Below are 25170 nucleotides of genomic sequence, written 5' to 3' on the forward strand. Positions count from 1 at the left end.
GGCAAACCTCGTCTCAAAAAAGGGGGGCGCCCCGGGGTTCATACCCTGACGCCGCCCCGAGGGTTCCCTTCCGGGAAAACGGGCTTATTCGATGCCCAGAACGGTGTAGGCCTGCTTGATCAGGTCGGGGCCGATGCGGCTTGCCGTCTGGTCGTGGACCGGGCGAAGGGCTTCCACCCATTCCGCGCGCTCGTCCTCGGAAAGTTCGTGGAACTGGGTACGGCCAGCGGCCTTCATCTGCTCCATCGCCCAGTCGTTCTCTTCCTTGGCGATCGAGTTGGCATAGACGGTCGCCTCCGCCATCGCGCGGTCGAGCTTCTCGCGAAGCGCCGGGTCCAGCCCTTCCCAGAAGTTCTTGTTGACGATGACCGCGTAGCCCAGATAGCCGTGGTTGGAGAGCGTGGCGTGCTTCTGCACCTCGTGCATCTTCTGGGTGAACATATTGGACGGCGGGTTTTCGGTGCCGTCGACGACGCCGGTCTGCAATGCCTGATAGACCTCCGAGAAGGCCATGACCTGCGGCACGGCGTTCAGCGCCTGCATCTGCGCCTCGAGGATCTTCGAGGACTGGATGCGCATCTTCAGGCCGAGGAAATCATCCGGCGTGTGGATCGGCGAATTGGCCGACATCACCTTGAAGCCGTTGTCCCAGTAGGCCAGCCCCTTGATGCCCTTGTCCTCCAGCATGCCCAGAAGGCTCTTGCCGACTTCACCGTCGGTGATCTTGCGCAGGTCGTCGTAGCCGTTCATCAGGAAGGGCAGGTCGAAGATTTCGAACTGCTGGACGCCGAGGGGGCCGAACTTCGCCAGCGACGGCGCAAGCATCTGCACCGCGCCGAGTTGCAGCGCCTCGAGCTCTTCCTTGTCCTTGTAGAGCTGCGAATTCGGATAGACCTCCACGGAAACGGCGCCGTCGGTATATTGCTCGGCGAGTTCCTTGAACTTCAGCGCTCCCTTGCCCTTGGGCGTATCGGGGGCGACGACATGGCTGAACTTGATGACGACGGGGTTGGCGAGAGCCGGCAGAGCGGTGGCGAGCGCAATGGCGGCGGCGCCCGCAAGGCGGGCCAGTGTGCGACGGGTAAGCATGTGATGTCCTCCGTTTATCCCGCCCTCCCGCGGCGGGTCTGCCATCTTCTTGTCACACGGGTCACAATTCCGCTATTGTGGTTTTCCGCAATAGCGGGCGCCGAAGCCATTCCGGAAAATGCAGAAACGGAATCGCGGGCACGGGCTCGAAGTGTGGGAGCATTTCCGCGATCGGGAGGTGGAGGAAATGGTCCGATGGTGCGGCGGAGGAGACACGCAGCCGGTGATGTCCGACATGAGCAAAGTCGAATCCGCGGCCGGACGGCCGGACCCGGATTTGCCCGGTGCCGTCCCCTGGGCGCTTGAAAACGCCGTTCCCCAGCGCCGGATAGACCTTCTTTCCCTCGTTCCGCTGGTGGCGATCATCGCACTGGTCGGACTGGTGTGGGCGCTGGTCTGGGCCGTCAGCCGCAGCGAAAACGAACAGGCGCGGCTCAAGCTCGCAACCGATGCGCTCTGGGTCGAGCAGACGCTGCGCTTCCAGCTCAATATCGACGAGGACATGCTCGTCAGCCTGGCGATGGACACGGTCGGCGGCATCGACATGGCGACGATGGACGCCCGGGCACGCAGCCATATCGTCACCAATCCCGAAGCGCTGGCCATCGTCTGGCATGACGCGGAAGGCGCAAGGATGCGCTCGCTGCCCGGCGACGGCGCGCCGACGGACGACGCTCTGGTCATGCAGCTCCTCCAGATCGAGGCGCAGCCCTCACGCCCCGTCTACGGCGCGGTCAGCCCGCAGGGCATCGTCTCCATCGGCATGAAGCTGCCCGAGCGTGCCGGCGTCCTGACCGCGACCGTTTCCATGCCGCTGCTGCTCCAGAGGCACCTGCCCTGGTGGATCGCCGAGCAATACGGCGTCCGGATCGTCGGTGCCGACGACACCGTGCTGGCCACGCGGCAACGGCTGCAACCCGACCCTGCCAATCCGTCGCACACGATCAGTTTCGATCCGCCTCTGCACGGCATCTGGCTGCACATCAATGCCTACGACCGGCCGGCGGGCTTCCGCTCGGCGGCGCTGTTCGGCGCCATTGCGGGCCTGGCAGCCTTCGCGATCCTGGCGCTGGTGGTGCTGTTCCGCTCCGCCCAGCGCCGCCGCGCCGTGGAGCTGCAACTGCGCGGCGAAACGGCGTTCCGCCGCTCGATGGAGGAAAGCCTGACCGTGGGATTGCGCGCCAAGGACCATCGGGGCCGCATTCTGTTCGTCAACCCGGCCTTCTGCAATCTGGTCGGCTGGCGGGCGGAGGAACTGGTCGGGCGCGATCCGCCCATGCCCTACTGGGACCGGGCGACGCTGACGGAAACCCAGGAGCGCCATCGCAAGCTGGCCGCCGGCGGCGCCGTCAGCCAGAGTTTCGAGACCCGCTTCTGCCACCGCGACGGGCACGAGATCGACGTGCAGGTCTTCGAGGCACCGCTGATCGACGCGCGCGGCGTCCATCGCGGCTGGATGGGATCGGTCATCGACATCACCGAGGCCAAGCGCGCCGCCCGCCTCGCACGCGCCCAGGACGAGACGATGGCCCGCACGGGCCGGCTGGTGACGCTGGGAGAAATGGCCTCGACGCTGGCGCACGAACTGAACCAGCCGCTTTCCTCCATCGCCTCCTATGCCGCCGGCATGCTGAACCTGATGGAACGCGGCGATCCCGATCCCAAGACCCTGAAGGACGCGACGGCCAAACTGGCGCAACAGGCCGGGCGCGCCGGACTGATCATCCGCCGCATCCAGGATCTGGTGAAAAAACGCGAGCCGAAATTCATCGAAACCCGGCTCGACGAGGTGATCGCCGAAACGCTCGGCTTCCTCGATGCCGATGCGCGCGAGCACCGGGTCAGGCTGAAGGCGCAGAGCACGCCGGTTCCGCCCGTCACGGCGGATCGCATCCTGCTGGAACAGGTTTTGATCAACCTGATCCGCAACGGAATGGAGGCCATGTCCGAACGCCGCCACGGCGACGAGGTGACGGTCCACCTGCGCGAACAGGACGGTCAGGCGGTGATCGAGGTGGTCGATCAGGGCAGCGGCATCGCCCCCGGCCTCGACAACCGCCTGTTCGATGCCTTTGCCACCACCAAGGCGCAGGGCATGGGCATGGGGCTGAAAATCTGCCGCTCCATCATCGAGCTGCATCGCGGGCAGCTCACCCACCGGCCCGCGCCGGGAGGCGGCACGGTCTTCCGCGTCAGCCTGCCGCTGGCAGGCCCGGAAACCGGCGTCACGGAGGAAGCCGCATGAACGGTATGATCGACATCGTCGACGACGAGGATGCGATCCGCGATTCGCTGGCCTTCCTGCTGGCTTCGCGCGGCCTGCAGGCGCGCGTGTGGGCCTCCGGCGAGGCCTTCCTCGGCGCCCAGCCGCTCGACGACATGGCCTGCATCATCATGGATGTGCGGATGGGCGGGCTTTCCGGGCCCGAGGTCTACGAGCGCCTGCGCGCGATGGGCTCCGTGGTGCCGGTAATCTTCCTGACGGGCCATGCCGACGTGCCCGTGGCGGTGCGCACGCTCAAGGCCGGCGCCTTCGATTTCGTCGAGAAACCCTTCAACGACAACCAGATCGTCGATCTGGCGCTGAACGCCATTGCCGCGGGTAATGCCGCCCAGGCCGAGGCGGAAACGCAGCGCGACCTCGCTGCCCGGCGCGCCACCCTTTCCGCCCGCGAACAGGAGGTCATGGCGCTGATGCTGACCGGGGCGATGAACAAGCAGATCGCCGACGCGCTCGGCATCGCGATGCGCACGGTCGAGGTCCATCGCGGCCGCGTGCTGTCCAAGATGGGGGTCCGCAACGCGCTGGAACTGGCCGCGCTGATCGGCCCCGAGATACGCGACAAGGCCGGAATGACGGGCTGGCGAGTATAAGAGGAAGCTGCCGCCCTCCAGTCCGCCCGCTACTCGCGGCCAGCAGGGTGGGCCCGCTCTTCGGTCAGGCCGAAACGCACGACGACCTTCAATCCGCGACCGCCCGCGCCACTGTCGAGCACGACGGTTCCGCCATAGAGCGAGGCGATTTCCTCGACGATCGGCAGGCCGAGACCCGTTCCCGCCGTTTCCGAACCCTCGTCGCGCACGAACCGGGTCAGCATCGCGCCGCGCCGTTCGGGCGCAATGCCCGGCCCGTTGTCCTCCACTTCCAGCCGGGCAGTGCCGTCCGCGCGAACACAGCGCACCGTAACTTCCGCCCCGTGTCCGGCATAGGCGATGGCGTTTTCGATCAGGTTGCGAAGCAGTTCGCCGATCAGCAGCGGTTCCGCCCGCACATGAACCGCCTCGTCGCCCTCGAAGCCGAGGTCGATCCCGGCTTCGGCGGCGGCGGGCACATGCTCGGCGGTCGCCAGCCGGGCGGTAGCGGTCAGGTCGATCTCGCCCTTCGGCTGCTGCCTGCCGGTCGCGGCGGCATCCAGCCGCGCCAGCGTCAGCAATTGCGCCAGGATGCGCTCGGCCCTCGCCACCGCATCGTCTCCCTTGCGAACGGCTTCGCGCGCTTCGTCGAGCGAGGTTGCGCGCATGGCAAGCGCAAGCTGGGTGCGCACGACGGCAAGAGGCGTGCGCAACTGGTGGCTGGCATTGCCCGTGAACTGGCGCAGCGCCTTCAGCGCGCCGCCGAGACGCTCCATGAAGGTGTTGACCGTTTCCACCAGCCCTTCCACTTCGCTGGGCACGGCCTGGTCGATCAACTGGAGATCGTCGGGGTTGCGCTGGGCGATGGTCTCGCCGAGCCGGTGCAGCGGCCGCAGCGAAACGGTTACGGCGATCCACACGATGGTCCCTGCCCCGGCGATCATCATCAGAAGCCGCAGCGCGGAATGCAGCAGGATCGCCTCGGAAAGCTGCCGTCGCGCGATCGTCGTCTCGGCAACCGTAACGACGAAGGGAACGGACCGGATGCCAGTGGATGCGGACCGCTGCAACGTCGCGACGCGGATCGGCTCGCCACGGAACGTGTCGTTGGCGAACGCCGTCACCTGCCCGGCGGGAACGCCGACGACGGGCAGTTGCTGGTAGCCGGTGATGAAGGTTCCGGGCGGCCCGTCCACCCGGTAGAAGACGCGGTCCTGCGCCGCCGAGGTCAGCATTTCCAGCGCGACATAGGGAATGTCGACTTCCAGCGAGCCGTCCTCCGCCACGACCACGCGCTCGGCGATGGCGAGCGCCGAGCCCGTCAGCACCCGGTCCGAAACCGTCTGCGCGGTCTGGACGGCATCGCGCCAGGTATCGACGAGCGCCAGCACCCCCATGACCACCGTGGCGATCAGCAGCCAGGCCAGCAGGCGGCCACGCAACGAATGGCCGAAGCGCTTCATTCCGCGCGCCCGTCGAAAGCCCTGTCGACATAATAACCGATGCCGCGCGCCGTCTTGACCGTCAGCCCGTGCGGCGCGAGGCGACGGCGCAGGCGGCTTATATATTGCTCAATGGCGTTCAGGCTCAGATCCTCGTCGAAGCCGATCAGCGACTGCATGATGGCCTCCTTGGAGACCACCTTGCCGGCCCGCAGGAACAGCGTTTCGAGCACCGCCCGCTCCCGTGCCGGAATGTCGAGGGGCACGCCTGCGGCGGAAAAGGCGCGCGACACCAGATCGAAGGTCACGGCGCCGCACACGATCGTCGAGGCCCGAAGGCCCGCCTGCCGCCGGAGCAGGACCCGGATGCGCGCCTCCAGTTCGCTGACGTCGAAGGGCTTGGTCAGATAGTCGTCCGCGCCGAGATCGAGACCGCGCACGCGCTCCTCCGGCGCGCCGCGCGCCGTCAGGACGAGGATCGCCGTGCGGTTCTGCCGTCCGCGGATCGCCTTCAACACCTCGAGACCGTCCATTTCCGGCAGGTTCAGGTCGAGCACGACGAGATCGAAGGCCTCCGCCGTGATGGCGGCAAGCGCGGACGCGCCGTCGCCGACCGCATCGACGGCGTAGCCGCTGCCGCGCAGAATGGCGAGCAGCCCGTCGGCCAGCGCCTCATTGTCCTCGACCAGCAGCAAACGCACGTCAGTTCCCCCTCCCCGCCAGATTATCCATGCTTGCGCCGCTTGTGAACACGCCATCGCTCCGGCATTATCGGCTTATGCGCTTCGTCCACCTTTTTTGGATTGTCCTCGTCCTGGCGGCTCCGGCACGGGCGGCTCCCGTCGTCTTCCCGGCGCAATCCGGCGCGGAGAATGCGCCGGTGCTCACCATCTATTCCTCCCTCGACGAACCGCTGGCCCGCCCGATGATCGAAGGCTTTCAGGCCGCGAACCCGGATGTCGCCGTTTCCTACGAGGACATGCTGACCGGCGAAATCTACGACCGGATCGTCAGCGAGACGGACAGCGGCCACAAGACGGCGGATTTCGCCTTCTCCTCGGCTATGGACCTCCAGATCAAGCTCAGCAACGACGGCTACGCCCAGCCGAGCGACCTGCCGATGAGCGACGCATGGCCGGACTGGGCGAGCTGGCGCGACACCGCCTATGCGCTGACCTTCGAGCCGGCGGTCTTCGTCTATCACAAGCCGAGTTTCGCCGGCCGGTCGGCGCCGGCCACCCGCGCCGAGTTCGTCGATTTCCTGAAGACGAACGGGGATTCCGTCTTCGGCCGCATTGGCACCTATGACATCGAACGGTCCGGCGTGGGGTTCCTGTTCATGGCCCGCGACCAGGAACAGTTCAGCGACATCTGGGCCGTCATCCGCGCTATGGGCGAGGCCGGCGTCAAACTCTATTCGACCAGTCAGGCGATTCTCGAGCGCGTTTCGGACGGCCGCTTCCTGCTCGGCTACAATATTCTCGGCTCCTACGCCGCCGACTGGGCCTCGCGCCACCCGGATGTCGGCATCCTCCTGCCACGCGACTATACGGTGGTGATGTCGCGAATCGGCCTCGTGCCGCAGGCCGCCGCCGCTCCCGACCTCGGGCGCCGCTATCTGGCGTTCCTCATGTCGCGCGAAGGCCAGCAGATCATGGCACGGAAGCTGCAAATTCCCGCCGTCAGCCCCGAGGTCACGGGCGACAATACCGCGACCACGATGCATGAGATCCACGGCGCCCAGCTCAAGCCCGTTCCCGTCAGCCTCGGCCTCATGGTCTATTACGATCAGGTCAAGCGGACCCGGCTGATCAAGCGCTGGAACGAGACGCTGCGGCTGCAATAAGCCCAGCATCGTCCTTCGTCCGTCAGCTAAATGTCAGCTTAATGTGGTGGCTTATGCCATTCCGTTTTTCGTGGAGGCGAAAGGCGGGGTGACTCGGGAGGAGTCGAAACCGGCGCGGCCACGATCCATTCGGCCGCCCTTCTTCACGTTCGCTTCTTCCGTGTCCGTTCAATCATCCGCGTCGCGAACGCGGAAACGGAGGAAACGATCTTGAAGAAACTCTTTCTCGCCGCGCTCGTCGCCGGCTCTTTCTCGCTCCCGGCCGTCGCCGCCGACTACACCATCATCGCTCCGGCCAATCCCGGCGGCGGATGGGACCAGACGGCCCGCACGATCCAGACCGTGCTGCAACAGGAAGGCATTTCCCGCAGCGTTCAGGTGCAGAACGTGCCCGGCGCCGGCGGCACCATCGGTCTCGCGCAGTTCGCGAGCCAGTCCAGGGGCAACCCGAACGCGCTCATCATCGGCGGTTACGTCATGGTCGGCGCCATCCTGACCAATAACGCGCCCGTCACCCTCACGGACGTGACGCCGATCGCCCGCCTGACCGGCGAATACGAGGCCATCGTCGTTCCGGCGTCCTCGCCGTTCCAGACCATCGGCGATCTCATCGAGGCGCTGAAGCAGAACCCCGGCTCGGTGTCCTGGGGCGGCGGCTCGGCCGGCGGCACCGACCACATCCTCGTCGGCCAGATCGCCAAGGCGGCCGGCGTCGATCCGACCAAGATCAACTACATCGCGTTTTCGGGGGGCGGCGAGGCGCTGGCGGCCATTCTCGGCAGCCAGGTTTCGGCCGGCGTTTCGGGTTATGGCGAGTTCGAATCGCAGATTCTGTCCGGCACGCTGCGCCTGCTCGCCATCTCCAGCGCCGAGCGCATCGAAGGCATCGACGGCCCGACGCTGAAGGAATCCGGCCTCGACGTGGTCGTGGAGAACTGGCGCATGGTCGCCGCCGCGCCGGGCATTACCGACGAGCAGAAGGACGCCATTACCGCCGACATCGAAAAGCTCGTCACCTCCGCAAGCTGGCAGGAAACGCTGAAGACCAAGGGCTGGCAGGACACCTATCTCGCCGGCCCCGCCTTCGAGGCGCAACTCGCCGAGGATATCGCCACGACGGAAGCCACCCTCAAGGATATCGGTCTGGTCAAATGAGCCATAACGATTTTCGCACATCGTCGCCGCGCCGCCCCGACAGGGCGGCGCTTGCGGTCGCGGCCGGCCTCGCAGCCCTCGCCGGCGTCATCCTCTGGGATGTATCGCGGCTTTCCGCCATCGTCAGCTATTCGCCGGTCGGCCCGGCCACCATTCCCTACGCCATCGGCTTCGCGCTGCTCGGCCTGTCCGTCTGGACGGTAATTGCCGCCTTCCGGGGCGACTTTCCCGAACGCGAGCCGCAGGAAGCAAGGCCGGTCCTGTGGATCGTCGGCGGCCTGGCCGCGCAGATGCTGCTGCTCAACACCGCAGGCTTTTCCATCGCCACCGGCGTGCTCTTCGCCGCGACGGCCTATGCGTTCGGCAGGCGGCAGCTCTGGATCTCGCTGCCGGTCGGCATCCTTCTCTGTTTGGGCGTCTGGTACGTTTTCGCCCGGCAATTGCAGCTTTCGCTGCCGGCCGGCCCGCTCGAAAACCTGCTGTTCTAGGGATTACACGCCATGAGCACTTTCGATTTTCTCGCCCAGGGCCTCGTGGTCGCCGCCCAGCCCATGAACCTGATCTATGCGCTGATCGGCGTGACGCTCGGCACGGCCGTCGGCGTTCTGCCGGGCATCGGGCCGGCGCTCACCGTGGCGCTGCTCCTGCCCATCACCTTCCAGCTCGATCCCGCGGGTTCGCTCATCATGTTCGCCGGCATCTACTACGGCGGCATGTATGGCGGCTCCACGACCTCCATCCTGCTCAACACGCCGGGGGAAAGCGCCTCCATCGTCACCGCGCTCGAGGGCAACAAGATGGCCCGGGCCGGTCGCGGAGGCCCGGCGCTCGCGACGGCGGCCATCGGGTCGTTCATCGCCGGCCTCATCGCCACCATCGGGCTGGCCTTCATCGCACCGGTCATCGTCAAGCTGGCGCTGGTCTTCGGCCCCCGTGAATATTTCGCGCTGATGGTGCTGGCGTTCGTCACCGTCTCCTCGGCCTTCGGCGATTCGACACTGCGCGGCCTGACCTCGCTTTTCGTCGGCTTCGCGCTCGCCATCATCGGCATCGACCAGTTGAGCGGGCAGGCCCGCATGAGCTTCGGCGTTCCGGATCTTCTCGACGGGGTGGAGGTGACGACGCTCGCCGTCGCCATGTTCGCCATCGGCGAAACGCTCTATATCGCCGCACAGGGCAATCGCGTTCAGGAAACCATCGAGGCCGTGCGCGGCTCGGTGTGGATGACGGCGAAGGACTGGTCGCGGTCGTGGAAACCCTGGCTGCGCGGCACCGCCATCGGCTTCCCCATTGGCGCCATGCCGGCAGGCGGCGCCGAAATCGGCACCTTCCTGTCCTATGCCGCCGAAAAGCGTCTGACCAAGCATCCGGAGGAATTCGGCAACGGCGCCATCGAGGGCGTCGCCGGGCCGGAAGCCGCCAACAACGCCTCGGCCGCCGGCACGCTCGTCCCGCTGCTCACCCTCGGCCTGCCGACCTCGGCCACGGCGGCGATCATGCTGGCCGGTTTCCAGCAATACGGTCTCCAGCCGGGGCCGCTGCTGTTCGCCACCAATCCCCAGCTCGTCTGGGGCCTGATCGCCAGCCTGCTGATCGCCAACCTCATGCTGCTGATCCTCAACCTGCCGCTGGTGGGCCTCTGGGTGAAGCTGCTGACCATTCCGCGGCCGTGGCTTTATGCGGGAATCCTGCTGTTCGCCACGCTCGGCACCATCGGCGCCAATCCGTCCGTGTTCGAACTCGGCATGCTGCTGGCGTTCGGCGTGGTCGGCTATGCGATGCGGGTGCTGGGCTATCCGATTGCGCCGGTCGTGGTGGGCCTCATTCTCGGGCCGCTCGCCGAACAGCAATTGCGCCGCGCACTGGCCATCGGCCAGGGCGATTTTACGGTGCTCATCACCTCGCCGATCGCGGCAACGCTGCTCTTTCTCGCCGCGGCGGCACTCGTCGTTCCGCTCATCCTGCGCCTGCGCGGACGCGGAAAGATTCTGGGCCAGCTTGCAGCAAACGAGGACTGATCCACCACGGGAACCCCGCCTCGGGCGGAGTTCTCTTCATCAAGCACTCTGGAGATTGCGGCGGGGGAACCCGCCGCCCCGCTCAGAATTCGCGGACGGACGGGAAGCCTGCGGGATCGATTCCCAGTTCGCGAAGCGCGGCATCGCTCGGGCGGCGATGATTGCGCACGGCAGCCGCAGCGCTGACAGCAGCGCCGACCACGGCAAGCGTGCGACGAAAGACATTCTTCTTTACAGCGGACATGACTTTTTCCATCCATTCTTGCTATTTTTTCACGGTTGCAAGATCGGCCCGGCCACGCACTTTTACAACATTGTAAAACGCAGGGCTGTAATGCAAAAACCTTCGACGAAAGTATAGGCATCGACGGTTGCAGCTCATAGCCACGCACCTGAAAAACATATTGTCCATAAAATTCATATGGATTATTCGGATCCGTCCTGCTAATGTCGGTTCCGTCACGAGCCGAACCGCCCGGAATATCCGGATGCGGTCGATTGTTTTGCGCAATTTTTGTGCGTTCAGGTGACATTTGCTCATTTCCCGCTTCACTCTGGAACCGGATTTCTGTCTTCCGGCCCGATGACACGCGATACTGCGGCCTCATCAAAGAAAAGCCCGCCGCGTGCATTTCCCGGAGACACCCGATGCAGACCAGCCTTCCCGAGACGGAAGCTCATCCGACGCAGACCGCCAGGCCGCCGCTCGACCCGCATTTGAAAGCGCTCGAAAACGAGGCGATCCATATCTTCCGGGAAGTGGCCGCAGAATTCGAACGCCCGGTCATGCTCTATTCGATCGGCAAGGATTCCTCGGTTCTGCTGCATCTCGCCCGCAAGGCATTCTTTCCGGGCCGCATCCCCTTCCCGTTGCTGCACATCGACACCGGCTGGAAGTTTCGGGAAATGATCGCCTTCCGCGACGAGATCGCCGAGAAATACGACCTCGATCTCGTCGTTCACACCAATCCGCGCGGCAAGGCGGAAAATATCACCCCCTTCACGCATGGCTCGACCGTCTACACGGACATCATGAAGACGGAGGCGCTGCGGCAGGCGCTGGATGCCGGCAAATACGACGCGGCCTTCGGGGGCGCCCGGCGCGACGAGGAAGCCTCCCGCGCCAAGGAGCGCATCTATTCCTTCCGCACGCCGGACCACCGCTGGGACCCGCGCAACCAGCGCCCGGAACTGTGGAACATCTATAACGGCATGGTGAAGAAGGGCGAAAGCGTGCGCGCCTTCCCCCTGTCGAACTGGACCGAGGTCGACATCTGGCGCTATATCCAGCTCGAAAACATTCCGCTGCCGCCGCTCTATTTCGCCACGCGTCGCCGCTTCATCGAGCGCGACGGCATGATGATCCTTGCCGAAGACCCGCGCCTGCCGCTTCTGCCGGGCGAGGAGATCAAGGAGGATTCGATCCGCTTCCGCACGCTCGGCTGCTTCCCGCTGACAGGCGCCATCCGCTCCGAAGCCGCGACGCTGGACGAAGTCATCGCCGAACTGGAAATCGCAACCGTGTCCGAACGCCAGGGCCGCGCCATCGACCGAGACCAGTCCGGCTCGATGGAAAAGAAGAAGCGCGAGGGTTACTTCTGATGAGCACCGCATCCGAGATCGCTATTTCCGCGTCCGCCACGATCATTCCCTTCGCCGAGCCGGGCCGCCCGGGCCGCGACACGCGCCCGCTGCGCCTCATCACCTGCGGCAGCGTCGATGACGGCAAGTCGACCCTGATCGGCCGCCTGCTCTGGGATACCAAGGCGGTGAAGGAAGACCAGGCCGCGTCGCTGAAGCGCGACGGCTCGCGCCAGAACGACCTCGGCCTGCCGGATTTCGCCCTGCTGCTCGACGGTCTTCAGGCCGAGCGCGAACAGGGCATCACCATCGACGTCGCCTATCGCTATTTCGCGACCGACCGCCGGTCGTTCATCGTCGCCGACACGCCCGGCCACGAACAATATACGCGCAACATGGCGACCGGCGCCTCGACGGCAGACCTTGCGGTGCTGCTGATCGACGCCCGCGCTGGCCTGCTCGAACAGACGCGCCGCCACGCCACCATCGCCTCGCTGATGGGCATCCGCCAGTTCGTCCTGGCCGTGAACAAGATCGACCTCGTGGACTACAGCCAGTTCCGCTTCGAGGAAATCGCTACCGCGTTCCGCGAATTCGCCAGAAACCTCGGGCCGGTGAAGGTGACGGCGATCCCCATGTCGGCGCTGAAGGGCGAGAACGTCGTCAGCCCCGCGCATGAGACCATGCCGTGGTATGAAGGCCCGACACTGGTGGAAACGCTCGAATTCTCGCCGGCACGCTCGTCCCAGACCGGCGGCTTCCGCCTGCCCGTGCAGCGCGTCGCCCGCCCGGGCGAGAGCTTCCGCGGCTATCAGGGCACGGTGGCCGGCGGCGCGATCAAGCCGGGCGACGCCGTGACGATCCTGCCCTCGGGCGAAACCGCCCATGTCCGCCAGATCGTGACCTTCGACCTCGTGCGCAACGCCGCCGTGGCGGGAGACGCGGTCACGCTGGTGCTGGACCGGCAGGTCGACGTGGCCCGTGGCGACATGATCGTTTCCGAGGAAAGCCAGCCCATGACCGGCCTTTCCTTCGCCGCCAAGCTGGTCGCCCTCCAGCCGGAAGGCATCGAGCCGGGCAAGCGCTACTGGCTGAAGGCCGGCAGCCGCAGCCAGCGTGTCGTCGTCGAGCCGCAGAACGCGCTCGATCTCGCCACCGGCCGATGGAACCCGGCGCTGCACCTGCCGATGAACGCCATCGGCAGCGTGCGGCTGGATTTCGAGGAAATGGCGATCTTCGACGCCTATCTCGACAACCGCACGACCGGCGCCTTCATCCTGATCGATCCCGAAACCCACAACACCATCGCCGGCGGCATGATCACCGCCAGGGTGACGGACGAAACCGCCACCGAAGACGGCGACCGCGTTCTGCTGTCCCTGCCGGCGGATCTGGCGGAAAAACTGCTTTCGAGCGATCTTCTCGCCCAGCACCGCGACCGGATCAAGATCTGCAAGCTGAACGCCGGCGAAGCGAAAACGGTGTTCAGCGCCGAGGAATGAGGCAGAAGGCCGGCATTGCCGCCGGCCTTTACGCCATCTTCCTTCGTCACCCTCGGGCTCGAGCCCCAACGCTCCACGCCGCGAGCGGCGCGGTGGATCCTCGGGTCAGGCCCGACCATGACGAAAGAGAACGATAAGCCGTCTTGTCGTCCGTCCGGGCCGCCGTTTCACCCATCTTCCCTCAATCGCGCGACAGACCGCGCGCAAGGCGCTCCTCGCGGGTAATCTTCTTTTCTCCCAGACGATAGCTGAAATCCGTGACCTGCATCCGCTCCGGGTTCACCGAGCAGCGGAAGGAGATATCGTACCAGTCGCCGCTCATCGTGCGGTAAGCGCCGCCGGACGCATCCAGCGTGTTGTTCTCGACCTTGCCGACATTGTCGGCGAACGGAACCATGCCGTGCAAGGCAACGCCCGGCCGCGCCGCCATGATCTGCGATAGCGCCTCCACCGCGCAAAGCTGAACGATCCGCCGCGACAGGGGAAGCTGGCCGAGCGAGTCGCGCAACGTGGGGTCGGCCACCAGCCGGTCGTCGGAGAACGTTCGCTCCGCCGGCTCGAGCGGGCCGGCAGCGGCATGGGCGGTGCCGGTCTCCGGCGCGCCGGCCGGGAGTTCCGGCCGCGGCAAAGGCACCGGCGGGTTCTCGATCGAAATCTCGGTCCCCTCCTCTCCCTCGACCGCCAGAATATCCACCGCGGCTTCAGGCGCCTCTTCGCCAGCAGCCTCCGGCGCGACGTCGGCGGCGGCGTCGTCCATCGTCTCGGATTGCGCATCGGGTGCCGTCGGAGCGGAAGCGTCCTCACCCGTCTCCTCGGCCTTCGGTCCCGTCTCGACGGGCGCTTCCACCCGTTCCGGCGCCGTGTTCCCCATTGCCGTCTCGGATTCGGGAGCGTCGGACACCGGCGGCGGGATCGCAAGCATGGTCGCCCGTGGCGCAGGCGGTTCAGGCGGCGACGCCTCCTCCTCGGCCGTTTCCGGCTCGGGCGGTTCGGGTTCGGGTGCTTCCGGTTCAGGAGGCGCTTCGGCCTCGGGTTCGGGTTCGGGCTCCGGTGCCTGTTCGGGCTCCGGCTCGGGTTCCGGCACGATATCCACCGAAACCGTCTCCTCCTGCGTCGGCGAAGGCATGGGCAGGTGGATCAGGAAAGCGGCCACGGCGAACAGGTGCAGCAGCACCGAGACCGCAACGCCCCATGCAAAACCCCGGCTCGACTGGTGTGACCTTTCCTGCATGACACGCATGTAAGACCGCATGCCGGCAAGGTCCAATCCTCAATCGGGAATCCGCAGGAAAATCTTCGAGAGGTCAGCCGATACAAACGGCAAAGGCCGGCGATAACGCCGGCTCAAACGGTTCATCCCTCTCTTCCGTCATGGTCGGGCTCGACCCGACCATCCACCGTGCCGCATGCGGCGTGGACCCTTGGGGCTCGAGCCCGAGGGTGACGAAAGACAAGGTGTGCCAATACAGTGAGGCCGGCGTTTCCGCCGGCCTTTGGAATATCGCGATCGTCGCGTCGCCTAGCTGTCGAGGAACGAGCGCAGCTTGCGCGAGCGGCTCGGGTGCTTGAGCTTGCGCAGCGCCTTGGCCTCGATCTGGCGGATACGCTCGCGCGTCACCGAGAACTGCTGGCCAACTTCCTCCAGCGTGTGGTCGGTATTCATGCCGATGCCGAAACGCATGCGCAGCACGCGCTCCTCGCGCGGGGTGAGCGAGGCGAGAACGCGGGTGGTCGTCTCGCGCAGGTTCGCCTGAATGGCGGCGTCGATCGGCAGCAGCGCGTTCTTGTCCTCGATGAAGTCACCGAGATGCGAATCCTCCTCGTCGCCCACCGGGGTTTCGAGCGAGATCGGCTCCTTGGCGATCTTCAGCACCTTGCGCACCTTTTCGAGCGGCATGGCGAGCTTTTCGGCCAGTTCCTCCGGCGTCGGCTCGCGGCCGATCTCGTGCAGCATCTGGCGCGATGTGCGGACGATCTTGTTGATCGTCTCGATCATATGCACCGGAATGCGGATGGTGCGGGCCTGGTCGGCGATCGAGCGGGTGATCGCCTGCCGGATCCACCAGGTGGCATAGGTCGAGAACTTGTAGCCGCGGCGATACTCGAACTTGTCGACTGCCTTCATCAGGCCGATATTGCCTTCCTGGATGAGATCGAGGAACTGCAAGCCGCGGTTCGTGTACTTCTTGGCAATGGAAATCACCAGACGTAGGTTGGCCTCGACCATTTCCTTCTTGGCGATGCGCGCCTCGCGCTCGCCCTTCTGGACCATCGAGACGATGCGGCGGAATTCGGCGATGGAGATGCCGGTTTCCGTGGCGAGGTTCTGGATCTCCTGACGAATGTCGCGGATCGTCTGGTTTTCGCTCTTGGCGAATTCCTTCCAGCCGCGGCCGGCCAGATTGCCGATGGACTTCATCCAGTTCGGATCGAGTTCCGCGCCCTGGTACTGCTCCAGGAACGCCTCGCGCTTGACGCCGTAGGATTCGGCAAGGCGCAGCAGGCGGCCCTCGTTCTGCATCAGGCGCTTGGAAATATCGTAAAGCTGCTCGACGAGCGAATCCACGCGGTTCTGGTTCAGCGACAGCGACTTCACCGCCGTGACAAGCTGGTCCTTCAGTTCCTTGTAGCGGCGCTCCTGGGCGGAAGACAGCGTGCCGGTGGCGGCAAGGCGGGCTTCCACCTGCTGGTCCTGAAGCTTGCGCAGCTTCTTGTAGGTATCGGCAATGACGTCCAGCGTCTCCATGACCTGCGGGCGCAGTTCCGCTTCCATCGCGGCGAGCGAGAGGTTGGATTCGTCCTCGTCTTCCTCTTCCTCCTCGGGAGGCAGGCCCTCGCCGCCGACATTGGTGATGTCGTCGTCATTGGCGGCGGACGGCCGCGCCCGGCGGGTCTTTTCCTTTTCCTCAGCCGCCTTGCGGTCAGCCTCGATCTTCTCCGGGCTCTGGAACTGCGGGGCGGCCTTCGCCTCGGGACCGGAATAGGTCGTCTCGAGGTCGATGATCTCGCGCAGCAGTGTCGTGCCTTCGTTCAGCTCGTCACGCCAGATGATCAGCGCCTGGAAGGTCAGCGGGCTCTCGCAGAGGCCCGAAATCATGGTTTCGCGGCCGGCCTCGATGCGCTTGGCGATGGCGATTTCGCCTTCGCGCGACAGAAGCTCCACCGAACCCATCTCGCGCAGATACATGCGCACCGGGTCGTCCGTGCGGTCGGTCGGCTCTTTCTTCTTGGCGGCGGCAAGCGCCGTGCCGGAGGACGGAGCGATCTCGCCGCCTTCGGCGTCGTCGTCGCTGTCGTCGTCCTCGCTCGGCGCGGCTTCCTCGACATCCTCGTCCTCGATGACGTTGATGCCCATGTCGGAAAGCATGGAGAGAATGTCCTCGATCTGCTCGGAGGTCACTTCCTCCGAAGGCAGGACCGAGTTCAGCTCGTCCATCGTCACATAGCCGCGCTTCTTCGCGGCCTTGATCATCTTCTTGACCGCGTCATCAGAAAGATCGAGAAGCGGACCGTCGTGAGAACCTTCGCGCTCGTTCTCGGCTTCTTCGTTTTCTTTGACTTTGGTTGCCATTCGTCGCTTTCCCTGACGCCTATGTTCTTCGCGGAAGATCCGGGCGGAAGCCCGGCTGCTCCCGACTTCGGAACCGCTCCAACTTGATATCGCAACTCGCAAAGACAGGCCGTCGCATCGTCGTGCGCCGGCCTGCTACCGAATCACTTCTCCGAACCTATCGGAGCGATCTTTAATTCCTGCTTAACCACCGCCGCCGCACGCACCGTGCGCAGCGCTTTATCGAGAGACTGTCCGGTCATGGTTCCGCGGCCCGTCCGGCCCCTGCATTTTTGACTCAAATCGTGATTCCCACAATTCTGCGTCCCGTCAAGCCTTTCCGGTGGAAAACTTAACGAAAAATGAACCGGCACCGGGATTCAGGTCCCTAAAGCGCACTAGCCGGCAATCTCGTTTCCCTATTTAGGATCGCAACCGGCAAAAACAAGGGGTTCCGCGCCAATCAGGAGCCGGAGGCCGCCGGTCCCTTGATCCGGCCCGACAGGACGCCGAACCCGTCGATGATCGCCTCCTGGTTTTCCATCCGGCTGATTTCGAGGTGAACTTCCTGAAGCGCGCGGTAAAGCGGCGTCAGGCGCTCGGCGTCCTCCGCCTCCGTCGCCTCGGCGATCGAACGCTCCAGTTCCAGCTTCTGCCGCCTGAGATCGATCGCCCGCTTGTGCAGCGCATAGGCCTGCCCGTATCCCTCGCGTGCATCCTCAAACGCCGCCTCCACCGTCGCGGTCCACAGACGCGCATTGCGGATCTGCTGCTCCATCGCCGCAATCAGCGGCCCGAACCCTTCCGCCTCCAGCACCTCGCGCAGGCTTTCCGCCGAAAGCCGGTGGCCGAGCAGCGCCCCGGCCGACAGAAGCGCCGACCAGAAGCGCGTCAGCTCCCGGTTCTCGTATTCGATGCCGGCGATCTCGTCATAGGTCTCCAGCATCAGGCCGGGATGGTTGACCACGGTGAGCGCCAGGACGCTTTCCCTCAGCGACGGATGCTCGTAAGCCCCCTTGACCAGCGTCGAACGCGTCAGCCGGTCGGAGATGCCGCCGGAAAAACCCGACGGCGCCTGTCCTCCGCGACCTCCCTGCCCGCGAAAATTGCCGCGCCCGCCCTGCGGCTGGAAACGCCCCTCGCCATTGCCGCGCGGCTGACGCGAGGCGTTGAAGAAGGCGTTCAGCCGGTCGCGCATGTCCTGCTGGTAATGGCGGCGCACGTTCTCGTCGGCGATGACGGAGACGATCTGCCTCAGCCGCGCTTCCAGTTCGGCGCGCTTTTCCGGCGTGTCGAAGGTGCCGTTCGCTTCCCGGCTCCAGATCATCTCGGCAAGCGGCTTCGCCTCGTTCAGCACCCGGTCGAAGGGCGCCCGCCCCTCATGCTTCACCAGGTCGTCCGGGTCCTTGCCGTCCGGCAGCAGCGCGAAGCGCACGGTACGCCCCGGCTTGATATGCGGCAGCGCCAGATCGGCGGCCCGCGCCGCGGCCCTCAGACCCGCGCCGTCGCCGTCGAAGCAGAGGACCGGCTCGGGCGTCATCCGCCAGAGCAGTTCGAGCTGATTCTCGGTCAGCGCCGTGCCGAGCGGCGCGACGGCGTTCTCGATGCCCGCCTGCGCCAGCGCGATCACGTCCATATAGCCCTCGACGGCGATCACCGTGCCGGGCTCCGAACGTCCGCCGCCGGCCTGCGCGGCCCGCCGGGCGCGGGCGAAATTGTAAAGCACGCTGCCCTTGTGGAAGAGTTCCGTCTCGTTGGAGTTGAGATATTTCGCCGGTGCGTCGGGTGAGAGCGCCCGCCCGCCGAAGGCGATCACCTTTTCCCGCGAGGACAGGATCGGAAACATGATGCGGTCGCGGAAACGGTCGTAGGAGACCGGAATCTCCGGCCCGTGGACGACGAGGCCGCACGCCTCGATATCCTCCTTCGGGATGCCCTTGCCGGCAAGGAAGGTCTTCAGCGCATTGCGGCTGTCGGACGCATAGCCGAGGCGGAACGTCTCGATGGTGCGGCCGGAAAGCCCGCGCTCGCGCAGATAGGCGCGCGCCTTCGCGCCCGCCGCCGTCTGCAACTGGTCCTGGAAGAACTGCGCCGCCATTTCCATGACGTCGATCAGCCCGGCCCGCTCCTTCTCGCGCCGCTCGGCCTGAACGTCGCGCTGCGGCATCGGCACGCCGGCAAGGTCGGCGATCTGTTGCACCGCCTCGGGAAAGCTCAATCCTTCCAGATCGGTGAGAAAACGGAAGTGATCGCCCGACACGCCGCAGCCGAAGCAATGGTAGCGCCCCTTGCGGTCCTCGCAATGGAAGCTCGGGCTCTTCTCGCCGTGGAACGGGCAGCACGCCCACCAGTCGCCGCGCGAGGTGTTGGTCTTCTTCCGGTCCCACGTCACGCGCCGCCCGATCACCTGGGAGATCGGTACGCGGTCACGTATCTCTTCGAGAAAGGATTGGGAAAAGCGCATTGGGTCCTCGGGCTCCGGCCTTGTTCTATATAGGCCGTCCATCCCTCAAGCGCCATAAGGGCGGCATGTCCTGCCCGCTATCCACAACCGGGAAAGCGGGAACCTATTTCAGCAGTTCCTTCACCACGCCCGACGCCTTGGCGAAGTCGATCTGGCCGGGATAGCGCTCCTTGAGCGTGCCGATCACCTTGCCCATGTCACGCAGGCCCTCGGCGCCGGTTTCCGCGATCACGGCGGCGATGATCTCGCGCACCTTCGCATCGTCGAGCTGCTGCGGCATGAAATCGCGGATGATCTCGATTTCGGCGCGCTCCTGTGCGGCGAGTTCGGCGCGACCGCCATCGTCGTAGATCTTCGCCGATTCCTCGCGCTGCTTGATCATCTTGGTGAGGATCTGGAGGATTTCGTCGTCCGTCACCGGGTCCTTGCCGGCGCCACGATGGGCGATGTCTCGATCCTTGACGGCCGTCTGGATCAACCGCACGGTGGAAAGCCGCACAGTGTCCTTGGCCTTCATCGCCTCTTTCATGGCCGACGTGAGCGTATCGCGGATCATTGTGTGCGTCTCCCTGAAAAGTCGTGAGCGGCTTCGGAACGATGGCGTTTCCCGTCAGACGCAACCGTCATATCCCAAGGCCGAGGCGATATGCAAATGCAATCCGGCAAGGCATTGGAAAGAAAAGAGTCCTTAATTCCCGGGAATCTGGCGCCGCGCGATTGACCCGGAAGAAGCCTTTGTCTATTTTCCCGCACCTAGCACGAAATCCGAAAATCCTGCGCCGACCGGGCCTCCAGCCCGCGCGCCCGGCTGCACGAAAACGAGGTTCGCCGGGGCCGGTTTCCGCACGCCCCGGACCGAACCGGAAAGGCGAGACAACATGACCGCGACCCCCAAACCGACCGAGGGCTGGACCACCGCCAGACCGACCGCCCTGCTCGTTCTGGCAGACGGCACTGTCATCGAAGGCGTCGGCGTGGGCGCGACCGGCAAGGTCCAGGCCGAAGTCTGCTTCAATACGGCGCTGACCGGCTATGAGGAAATCCTCACCGATCCCTCCTATCTCGGCCAGATCGTCACCTTCACCTTCCCGCATATCGGCAATGTCGGCACCAATGAAGAGGACATCGAGGACCTGACGCCCGCCGCCCGCCGCGGCGCGGTCGGCGTCATCTTCAAGGCCTCGATCACCGAGCCCTCGAACTACAGGGCCGCGAAGCATCTCGACCAGTGGCTGAAGGCCCGCGGCGTCATCGGCCTTTCCGGCATCGACACCCGCGCGCTGACCGCGTGGATCCGCGAGCACGGTGCGCCGAACGCCGTTATCGCCCACGATCCGAACGGCGTCTTCGACGTCGAGGCGCTGAAGAAGGAGGCCCGCGACTGGAGCGGCCTCGTCGGCCTTGACCTTGCGAAAGAAGCCACGTCCGGCCAGTCCTCGCAGTGGACGGAAAAGCCGTGGGTGTGGGACGAGGGCTACGGCGAACTCGACCCGGCCGGCGCGCGCTATCACATCGTCTGCGTCGACTACGGCGTGAAGCGCAACATCCTGCGCCTCTTCGCCGGGCTCGATTGCCGCGTCACGGTCGTTCCGGCGAAAACCGCCGCCGAGGACATTCTGGCGCTGAACCCGGACGGCATCTTCCTGTCGAACGGCCCCGGCGACCCGGCCGCCACCGGCGAATATGCCGTTCCGGTCATCCGCACGCTGGTGGAAAGCGGCCTGCCGGTCTTCGGCATCTGCCTCGGCCACCAGATGCTGGCGCTGGCGCTCGGCGGCACCACGGTCAAGATGCACCAGGGCCACCACGGCGCCAACCATCCGGTGAAGGACTACACGACCGACAAGGTCGAGATCGTTTCCATGAACCACGGCTTCGCAGTCGACAGGAACAGCCTGCCGGAAGGCGTTGAGGAGACTCACGTTTCCCTGTTCGACGGCTCCAACTGCGGCCTGCGGCTGGCGGGCAAGCCGGTCTTCTCCGTGCAGCACCACCCCGAAGCCTCCCCCGGCCCGCAGGACAGCCACTACCTCTTCCGCCGCTTCATCAACATGGTGCGCGAGAAGAAGGGCGAGCCGGCGCTCGCAGAGCGCTGAGAAGACTCGACAATTCCAGGATGGAGAGGGCCCGCGACGAGCCCGATCCTCAGCCGGAATGTGGAATACTTTCTGTCGCGAACGTCAGGTGCAAAACCAGAAACCTTTGCACCTGACGCTTGCGACAGAAATTTCCCCGATTTTTCTGCGCTGGCGATTTTAGCGCGAAACTCAGGATTTGTGCGACAAGCGAAGACCTGTGCTCCGGCGGTTCATGTAAAGTTTGCCGAAGATCATTCCGAGCACAAAACCTGCAACATGACCGGGTTTGGGATACCCGTCATAAATCAGGTCGAGCGCGAAACCAGGAAGGACGACAAGCGCAATCAAGGTCCACGCCGGCTTACGCTTCAGGGCATCTGAAAGCGCAAGCACTGTCGCGCATCCCGCAAACGCGAAGGTCGCCTGTGATGCCCCGGTTCCTACATTCCACGGTGCCTCGATCAGGATCGGGCTGATGACAGTAGCTATTCCACCCGCAATCAGCCAGATCGAAAACGTCCACCAGCCACCGACCCTGCTTTCCACCAGACTGCCGAGTAGAAGCAGGCAGAGGGCATTCAGCAGCATATGGGCCTGTTTCGCATGAATGAGTTGTGCGGTGACGACACGCCAGAGTTCGAAATTTCGTATGTCCTCAAAGGTCGTGCCGCCGTAGCCCCGGAGGATTGGCATCTTTACAGTGCCGAAAAGCTGGTGATTGGCAGAATAGGCGACTGAAAACGAAACGACTATCGTCAATATCGTCAAAGCCGCCGAGACATTCAACCAGCGCATCCGCAAGCTACCCATTGACGTTTCTCGTAATTTTCAAAAGCCTTCTCACGTGTCGCAAATTCGGATGTTATGCGACGGTCGGGCGAAATGAATGTTTCGCGGAAATATTGACCGCAAGATAAACCGCCAGCCACACCCGTCCCGCCCCCGAACAGTGCATTATTCGGGTTAGGGGCTGGCGCGACGAGAGGATCTTTTGCTTTCGACGCTGAGCGTTTCTCAAGCCGCCGCGATCAAGATGCACCAAGGCCACCACGGCGCCAACCATCCGGTGAAGGACTACACGACCGACAAGTCGAGATCGTTTCCATGACCCACGGCTTCACAGTCGACAGGAACAGCCTGCCGGAAGGCGCTGAGGAGACTCGACAATTCCAGAATGGAAAGGGCCCGCGACGAGCCCGATCCTCAACCGGAATGCAGAATACTTTCTGTCGCAAATATCTGCCGCTAAATTCAGGTTTCCGAGACGAAACGGCGGTTATGCGCACGAACCGCTTACTGGCTGGATGGGGTGTCATTCCGGATGACAGTCTCCATCCACGCCTTGAAGAGTCGCAGACGCCTCGTGAAATCAGCCGGTTCTGCCACCGGTTCGTGCGCCTGCTCCAGAAAATACCGCATCTCGCGGGCTTGCTCCGGAAAGAGGCGACAGAACCTCTCTGCGTGATCTTCGAGAGTTGCCGGCCAGTCCCGATCCGTTTCCAGACGCAGGATATTGGTCGCGCGAACAACCTTTCGGGAAGCTTCTCTGACAAGGCGCTGTGAGGTTCTGGCAGGCGGCTCCTCTCGCAGCAGAGTCACATATTGGCCGAGAACGGTGCTGAAATCATCATTCACAGCGAGCGCAAGCGCCTTCGACGGCGCGAACGGGACGATACCGCTGGCAAGGTCCTCGCCCTCTATGCATCGGCAATGATGCTTGAGCCAATAGCGCCAGGCCATCCCTGCATCAGGTGAGGCAAAGTCACCCAGTGAACCTATGTCAAAGTCAATCTTGCTGACGACGGGATGATCTGACTCGGTCTCCTGCCGGATTCGTTCGAGCAGCGCCCTTTCATTCATAGAAGGCGGCGTGTTCAGGATCAGGGACAGGTCGAGATCGGATCGTCCCGGAATTGCACATCCCGCCGCCACGCTTCCATAAACATAGATGCTGTGAACCAGAGAGCCTGCGTCGCCGACCAGACGGAAACGAACAGCCTTCAACACAGGACAAAACTCGTCCTGATAGGGTGCCTCTCCCACTGTTCCGATCAAGCCATCTGCGTCAACGTGCATGAACCGCCTCCTGCCCGATTCCTCCTGGATCGAGCGCCAGCTTCTCGCGCTTCAGCAGCAGCACGAAGCGGATGCACAGCATGATCGAGGCCGCGAGCAGGCCGAAGACGATGCCGAACCAGACGCCGATGCCACCGAACCCCAGCGGGAAGGCCAGGAGCCAGGCCGTGAAGAAGCCGATGGGCCAGTAGGCCACCAGCGCCAGAAGCATCGGCACGCGCGCGTCCTTGAGACCGCGCAGCAGGCTCGCGAAGATCGCCTGCTGGCCGTCGCAGAGCTGGAACAGCCCGGCCGTGACGATCAGCGGTCCGGCATAGGCCAGCACGGCCCCGGCATTCGGCGTCTCCGGGTTCAGGAACAGGGCGGCGAACTTTTCCGGAATGAGGGCGAAGGCCAGGCCGCCTGTGATGGAGACGATCGCGGCCAGGATGACGACGGTGATCGCCGCCCGGCGCACGCCGGTGAAATCGCCCTTGCCGTGGGCGACGCCGATGCGCACCGTCGCACCCTGCCCCAGCCCGAGCGGAATCATGAAGGTGATCGAGGCAAGCTGAAGCGCGATGCCGTGCGCGGCCAGCTCGACGGTGCCGAGCGCGCCCATCATCAGAGAGCTGGCCGAAAAGAGCGACACTTCCGCCAGGATCGTGATGCAGATCGGAAGACCGAGCCGGATGACCTCCTTCAGCGCCTGCCAGTCGGGCCGCCAGAAGCGGACGAAAACCTGGTAGGCGCGCGTCTCGGCGCGGCCCTGAATATAGACGACCAGAACGGCAAGGCCGGCGAACTGCACGAAGACGGCGACGAAGGCCGCGCCATCCATCCCCAGCGCCGGCAGTCCGAAATGGCCGAGCACCAGCCCGTAAGCGAGCACCGCATTCGTGACCAGCATGAAGATCGTCGCCCAGAGCACCACGGCCGCGCGATTGATGGCGGAGACCATCGAGCGCAGCGCGATGAACAGCAGGCCCGGCAGGAGGCCGAATTCGGCGATGGCCACATATCGCCCGGCAAGGGCGGCGGTTTCCGGCTGCTGGCCGAGCCGGATGAGGATGGCCTCGGCATTCAGGAGCGCCGGCTGCATCGCGATCCAGTAGCCGATGGCGACCCAGAGCCCCATGCGCAGGGAGCGGCGCACCGCCGTCACTTCGCCCCGCCCGTAGGCCTGCGCCACCATCGGCACGACCGCCATCGAAAAGCCGGTGCCGAAGATGAAGATCGTGAACAGGAACTGCCCGGCCAGCACGATGGCGGCAAGGGACTGGGCACCGAGCTGACCGATGATGATGACGTCGGTCGTGTGGATGCCGAGTTGCGCCAGTTGCGCGCCGACCAGCGGTATGCCGATCGAAAGCGTGCCGCGAATATGCGACCACCATGAATTTTCCGGCAAAACCGCGCTTTTCCGCACCAGATCCTGCATTTTCCATTCTCCAGACGACAAAAGGCCGCTCCCTGAAAGGGTGAGCGGCCTTGCAATCGTGCATATTCGACATGCCGGCAGCTGGCAAGCCTGCCG

Annotated in this window: 20 protein-coding genes and 1 pseudogene; 10 read left to right on the top strand and 11 right to left on the bottom strand. The window is 64.7% G+C overall.

Annotated features, from left to right (window positions below; translation table 11 throughout):
• Nucleotides 1–84: 84 nt before the first annotated feature.
• Nucleotides 85–1089, bottom strand: coding sequence for a TRAP transporter substrate-binding protein (locus NOF55_RS05320; protein WP_306410305.1), 1005 nt, complete (start codon nt 1087–1089; stop codon nt 85–87).
• Between the two features lie 235 nt (nt 1090–1324).
• Between NOF55_RS05320 and NOF55_RS05325 the strand changes: the two genes are divergently transcribed.
• Both NOF55_RS05325 and NOF55_RS05330 read left to right on the top strand, forming a co-directional pair.
• Nucleotides 1325–3334: a sensor histidine kinase gene (locus NOF55_RS05325; RefSeq protein ID WP_306410306.1), complete on the top strand. Its 2010-nt coding sequence runs from the start codon at nt 1325–1327 to the stop codon at nt 3332–3334.
• A complete protein-coding gene (locus NOF55_RS05330) occupies nt 3331–3963 on the top strand; it encodes a response regulator transcription factor (protein WP_306410307.1) in 633 nt (210 codons plus the stop codon). Before NOF55_RS05325 ends, NOF55_RS05330 begins: the two co-directional genes overlap by 4 nt.
• A gap of 29 nt (nt 3964–3992) precedes the next feature.
• Here the strand turns inward: NOF55_RS05330 and NOF55_RS05335 are convergent, their stop codons facing one another.
• Nucleotides 3993–5405: a sensor histidine kinase gene (locus tag NOF55_RS05335; RefSeq protein WP_306410308.1), complete on the bottom strand. Its 1413-nt coding sequence runs from the start codon at nt 5403–5405 to the stop codon at nt 3993–3995.
• Complete coding sequence (locus NOF55_RS05340; protein ID WP_306410310.1) at nt 5402–6085, bottom strand: response regulator transcription factor; 684 nt, start codon at nt 6083–6085, stop codon at nt 5402–5404. Before NOF55_RS05340 ends, NOF55_RS05335 begins: the two co-directional genes overlap by 4 nt.
• A gap of 77 nt (nt 6086–6162) precedes the next feature.
• Here NOF55_RS05340 and NOF55_RS05345 point away from each other — a divergent pair, with 77 nt between their 5' ends.
• The 4 genes from NOF55_RS05345 to NOF55_RS05360 all read left to right on the top strand — a co-directional run bounded on the left by NOF55_RS05345 (nt 6163) and on the right by NOF55_RS05360 (nt 10403).
• On the top strand, nt 6163–7230 hold the full coding sequence (locus NOF55_RS05345) for an ABC transporter substrate-binding protein (RefSeq protein WP_306410938.1): 1068 nt from the start codon (nt 6163–6165) through the stop codon (nt 7228–7230).
• Nucleotides 7231–7440: 210 nt separating this feature from the next.
• Nucleotides 7441–8385 (top strand): Bug family tripartite tricarboxylate transporter substrate binding protein, encoded by a 945-nt coding sequence (locus NOF55_RS05350; protein ID WP_306410311.1) that lies wholly within the window; start codon nt 7441–7443, stop codon nt 8383–8385.
• On the top strand, nt 8382–8873 hold the full coding sequence (locus NOF55_RS05355) for a tripartite tricarboxylate transporter TctB family protein (protein ID WP_306410312.1): 492 nt from the start codon (nt 8382–8384) through the stop codon (nt 8871–8873). Before NOF55_RS05350 ends, NOF55_RS05355 begins: the two co-directional genes overlap by 4 nt.
• A gap of 12 nt (nt 8874–8885) precedes the next feature.
• Nucleotides 8886–10403 carry a tripartite tricarboxylate transporter permease gene (locus NOF55_RS05360; protein ID WP_306410313.1) on the top strand — a complete coding sequence of 506 codons (1518 nt, stop codon included), beginning with the start codon at nt 8886–8888 and terminating at the stop codon, nt 10401–10403.
• Nucleotides 10404–10485: 82 nt separating this feature from the next.
• Here the strand turns inward: NOF55_RS05360 and NOF55_RS05365 are convergent, their stop codons facing one another.
• Nucleotides 10486–10647, bottom strand: coding sequence for a hypothetical protein (locus NOF55_RS05365; protein WP_306410314.1), 162 nt, complete (start codon nt 10645–10647; stop codon nt 10486–10488).
• Between the two features lie 404 nt (nt 10648–11051).
• Between NOF55_RS05365 and cysD the strand changes: the two genes are divergently transcribed.
• Nucleotides 11052–12005 carry a sulfate adenylyltransferase subunit CysD gene (gene cysD / locus NOF55_RS05370; protein WP_306410315.1) on the top strand — a complete coding sequence of 318 codons (954 nt, stop codon included), beginning with the start codon at nt 11052–11054 and terminating at the stop codon, nt 12003–12005.
• Nucleotides 12005–13486 carry a sulfate adenylyltransferase subunit CysN gene (cysN, locus tag NOF55_RS05375; RefSeq protein ID WP_306410316.1) on the top strand — a complete coding sequence of 494 codons (1482 nt, stop codon included), beginning with the start codon at nt 12005–12007 and terminating at the stop codon, nt 13484–13486. Before cysD ends, cysN begins: the two co-directional genes overlap by 1 nt.
• Before the next feature lie 181 nt (nt 13487–13667).
• Here the strand turns inward: cysN and NOF55_RS05380 are convergent, their stop codons facing one another.
• The 4 genes from NOF55_RS05380 to NOF55_RS05395 form a co-directional block, all read right to left on the bottom strand.
• On the bottom strand, nt 13668–14738 hold the full coding sequence (locus tag NOF55_RS05380; protein ID WP_306410317.1) for a DUF930 domain-containing protein: 1071 nt from the start codon (nt 14736–14738) through the stop codon (nt 13668–13670).
• Nucleotides 14739–15005: 267 nt separating this feature from the next.
• A complete protein-coding gene (gene rpoD, locus NOF55_RS05385; protein ID WP_306410318.1) occupies nt 15006–17057 on the bottom strand; it encodes an RNA polymerase sigma factor RpoD in 2052 nt (683 codons plus the stop codon).
• A 442-nt stretch (nt 17058–17499) separates the two neighbouring features.
• Complete coding sequence (gene dnaG, locus NOF55_RS05390) at nt 17500–19500, bottom strand: DNA primase (RefSeq protein WP_306410319.1); 2001 nt, start codon at nt 19498–19500, stop codon at nt 17500–17502.
• Between the two features lie 103 nt (nt 19501–19603).
• Nucleotides 19604–20056: a GatB/YqeY domain-containing protein gene (locus NOF55_RS05395; protein ID WP_306410320.1), complete on the bottom strand. Its 453-nt coding sequence runs from the start codon at nt 20054–20056 to the stop codon at nt 19604–19606.
• A 322-nt stretch (nt 20057–20378) separates the two neighbouring features.
• Between NOF55_RS05395 and carA the strand changes: the two genes are divergently transcribed.
• Complete coding sequence (gene carA, locus NOF55_RS05400; RefSeq protein WP_306410321.1) at nt 20379–21596, top strand: glutamine-hydrolyzing carbamoyl-phosphate synthase small subunit; 1218 nt, start codon at nt 20379–20381, stop codon at nt 21594–21596.
• 171 nt (nt 21597–21767) lie between these two features.
• On the opposite strand, the gene NOF55_RS05405 is transcribed toward carA, so the two are convergent.
• Nucleotides 21768–22388 carry a rhomboid family intramembrane serine protease gene (locus NOF55_RS05405; protein ID WP_306410322.1) on the bottom strand — a complete coding sequence of 207 codons (621 nt, stop codon included), beginning with the start codon at nt 22386–22388 and terminating at the stop codon, nt 21768–21770.
• Between the two features lie 220 nt (nt 22389–22608).
• On the opposite strand from NOF55_RS05405, the pseudogene NOF55_RS05410 reads away from it, so the two are divergent.
• Nucleotides 22609–22739, top strand: a pseudogene (locus tag NOF55_RS05410) (glutamine amidotransferase-related protein); the annotation flags it as partial.
• A gap of 132 nt (nt 22740–22871) precedes the next feature.
• On the opposite strand, the gene NOF55_RS05415 reads toward NOF55_RS05410, so the two are convergent.
• Both NOF55_RS05415 and NOF55_RS05420 read right to left on the bottom strand, forming a co-directional pair.
• Nucleotides 22872–23654: a nucleotidyltransferase domain-containing protein gene (locus NOF55_RS05415; RefSeq protein WP_306410323.1), complete on the bottom strand. Its 783-nt coding sequence runs from the start codon at nt 23652–23654 to the stop codon at nt 22872–22874.
• Nucleotides 23644–25074, bottom strand: a complete 1431-nt coding sequence (locus tag NOF55_RS05420; protein WP_306410324.1) for an MATE family efflux transporter — start codon at nt 25072–25074, stop codon at nt 23644–23646. The genes NOF55_RS05415 and NOF55_RS05420 overlap by 11 nt, the downstream gene beginning before the upstream one ends.
• Nucleotides 25075–25170: the final 96 nt, after the last annotated feature.

Source organism: Ectorhizobium quercum (genome assembly GCF_026552795.1).
In the GTDB taxonomy this organism is placed as follows: Bacteria; Pseudomonadota; Alphaproteobacteria; order Rhizobiales; family Rhizobiaceae; genus Ectorhizobium; species Ectorhizobium quercum.

Coding starts and splice junctions, on each gene's coding strand:
- NOF55_RS05320 (WP_306410305.1), bottom strand. CDS start 1,089: ATGCTTACCCGTCGCACACTGGCCCGCCTTGCGGGCGCCGCCGCCATT.
- NOF55_RS05325 (WP_306410306.1), top strand. CDS start 1,325: ATGAGCAAAGTCGAATCCGCGGCCGGACGGCCGGACCCGGATTTGCCC.
- NOF55_RS05330 (WP_306410307.1), top strand. CDS start 3,331: ATGAACGGTATGATCGACATCGTCGACGACGAGGATGCGATCCGCGAT.
- NOF55_RS05335 (WP_306410308.1), bottom strand. CDS start 5,405: ATGAAGCGCTTCGGCCATTCGTTGCGTGGCCGCCTGCTGGCCTGGCTG.
- NOF55_RS05345 (WP_306410938.1), top strand. CDS start 6,163: ATGCGCTTCGTCCACCTTTTTTGGATTGTCCTCGTCCTGGCGGCTCCG.
- NOF55_RS05355 (WP_306410312.1), top strand. CDS start 8,382: ATGAGCCATAACGATTTTCGCACATCGTCGCCGCGCCGCCCCGACAGG.
- NOF55_RS05360 (WP_306410313.1), top strand. CDS start 8,886: ATGAGCACTTTCGATTTTCTCGCCCAGGGCCTCGTGGTCGCCGCCCAG.
- NOF55_RS05365 (WP_306410314.1), bottom strand. CDS start 10,647: ATGTCCGCTGTAAAGAAGAATGTCTTTCGTCGCACGCTTGCCGTGGTC.
- cysD (WP_306410315.1), top strand. CDS start 11,052: ATGCAGACCAGCCTTCCCGAGACGGAAGCTCATCCGACGCAGACCGCC.
- cysN (WP_306410316.1), top strand. CDS start 12,005: ATGAGCACCGCATCCGAGATCGCTATTTCCGCGTCCGCCACGATCATT.
- NOF55_RS05380 (WP_306410317.1), bottom strand. CDS start 14,738: ATGCGGTCTTACATGCGTGTCATGCAGGAAAGGTCACACCAGTCGAGC.
- rpoD (WP_306410318.1), bottom strand. CDS start 17,057: ATGGCAACCAAAGTCAAAGAAAACGAAGAAGCCGAGAACGAGCGCGAA.
- dnaG (WP_306410319.1), bottom strand. CDS start 19,500: ATGCGCTTTTCCCAATCCTTTCTCGAAGAGATACGTGACCGCGTACCG.
- NOF55_RS05395 (WP_306410320.1), bottom strand. CDS start 20,056: ATGATCCGCGATACGCTCACGTCGGCCATGAAAGAGGCGATGAAGGCC.
- carA (WP_306410321.1), top strand. CDS start 20,379: ATGACCGCGACCCCCAAACCGACCGAGGGCTGGACCACCGCCAGACCG.
- NOF55_RS05405 (WP_306410322.1), bottom strand. CDS start 22,388: ATGGGTAGCTTGCGGATGCGCTGGTTGAATGTCTCGGCGGCTTTGACG.
- NOF55_RS05415 (WP_306410323.1), bottom strand. CDS start 23,654: ATGCACGTTGACGCAGATGGCTTGATCGGAACAGTGGGAGAGGCACCC.
- NOF55_RS05420 (WP_306410324.1), bottom strand. CDS start 25,074: ATGCAGGATCTGGTGCGGAAAAGCGCGGTTTTGCCGGAAAATTCATGG.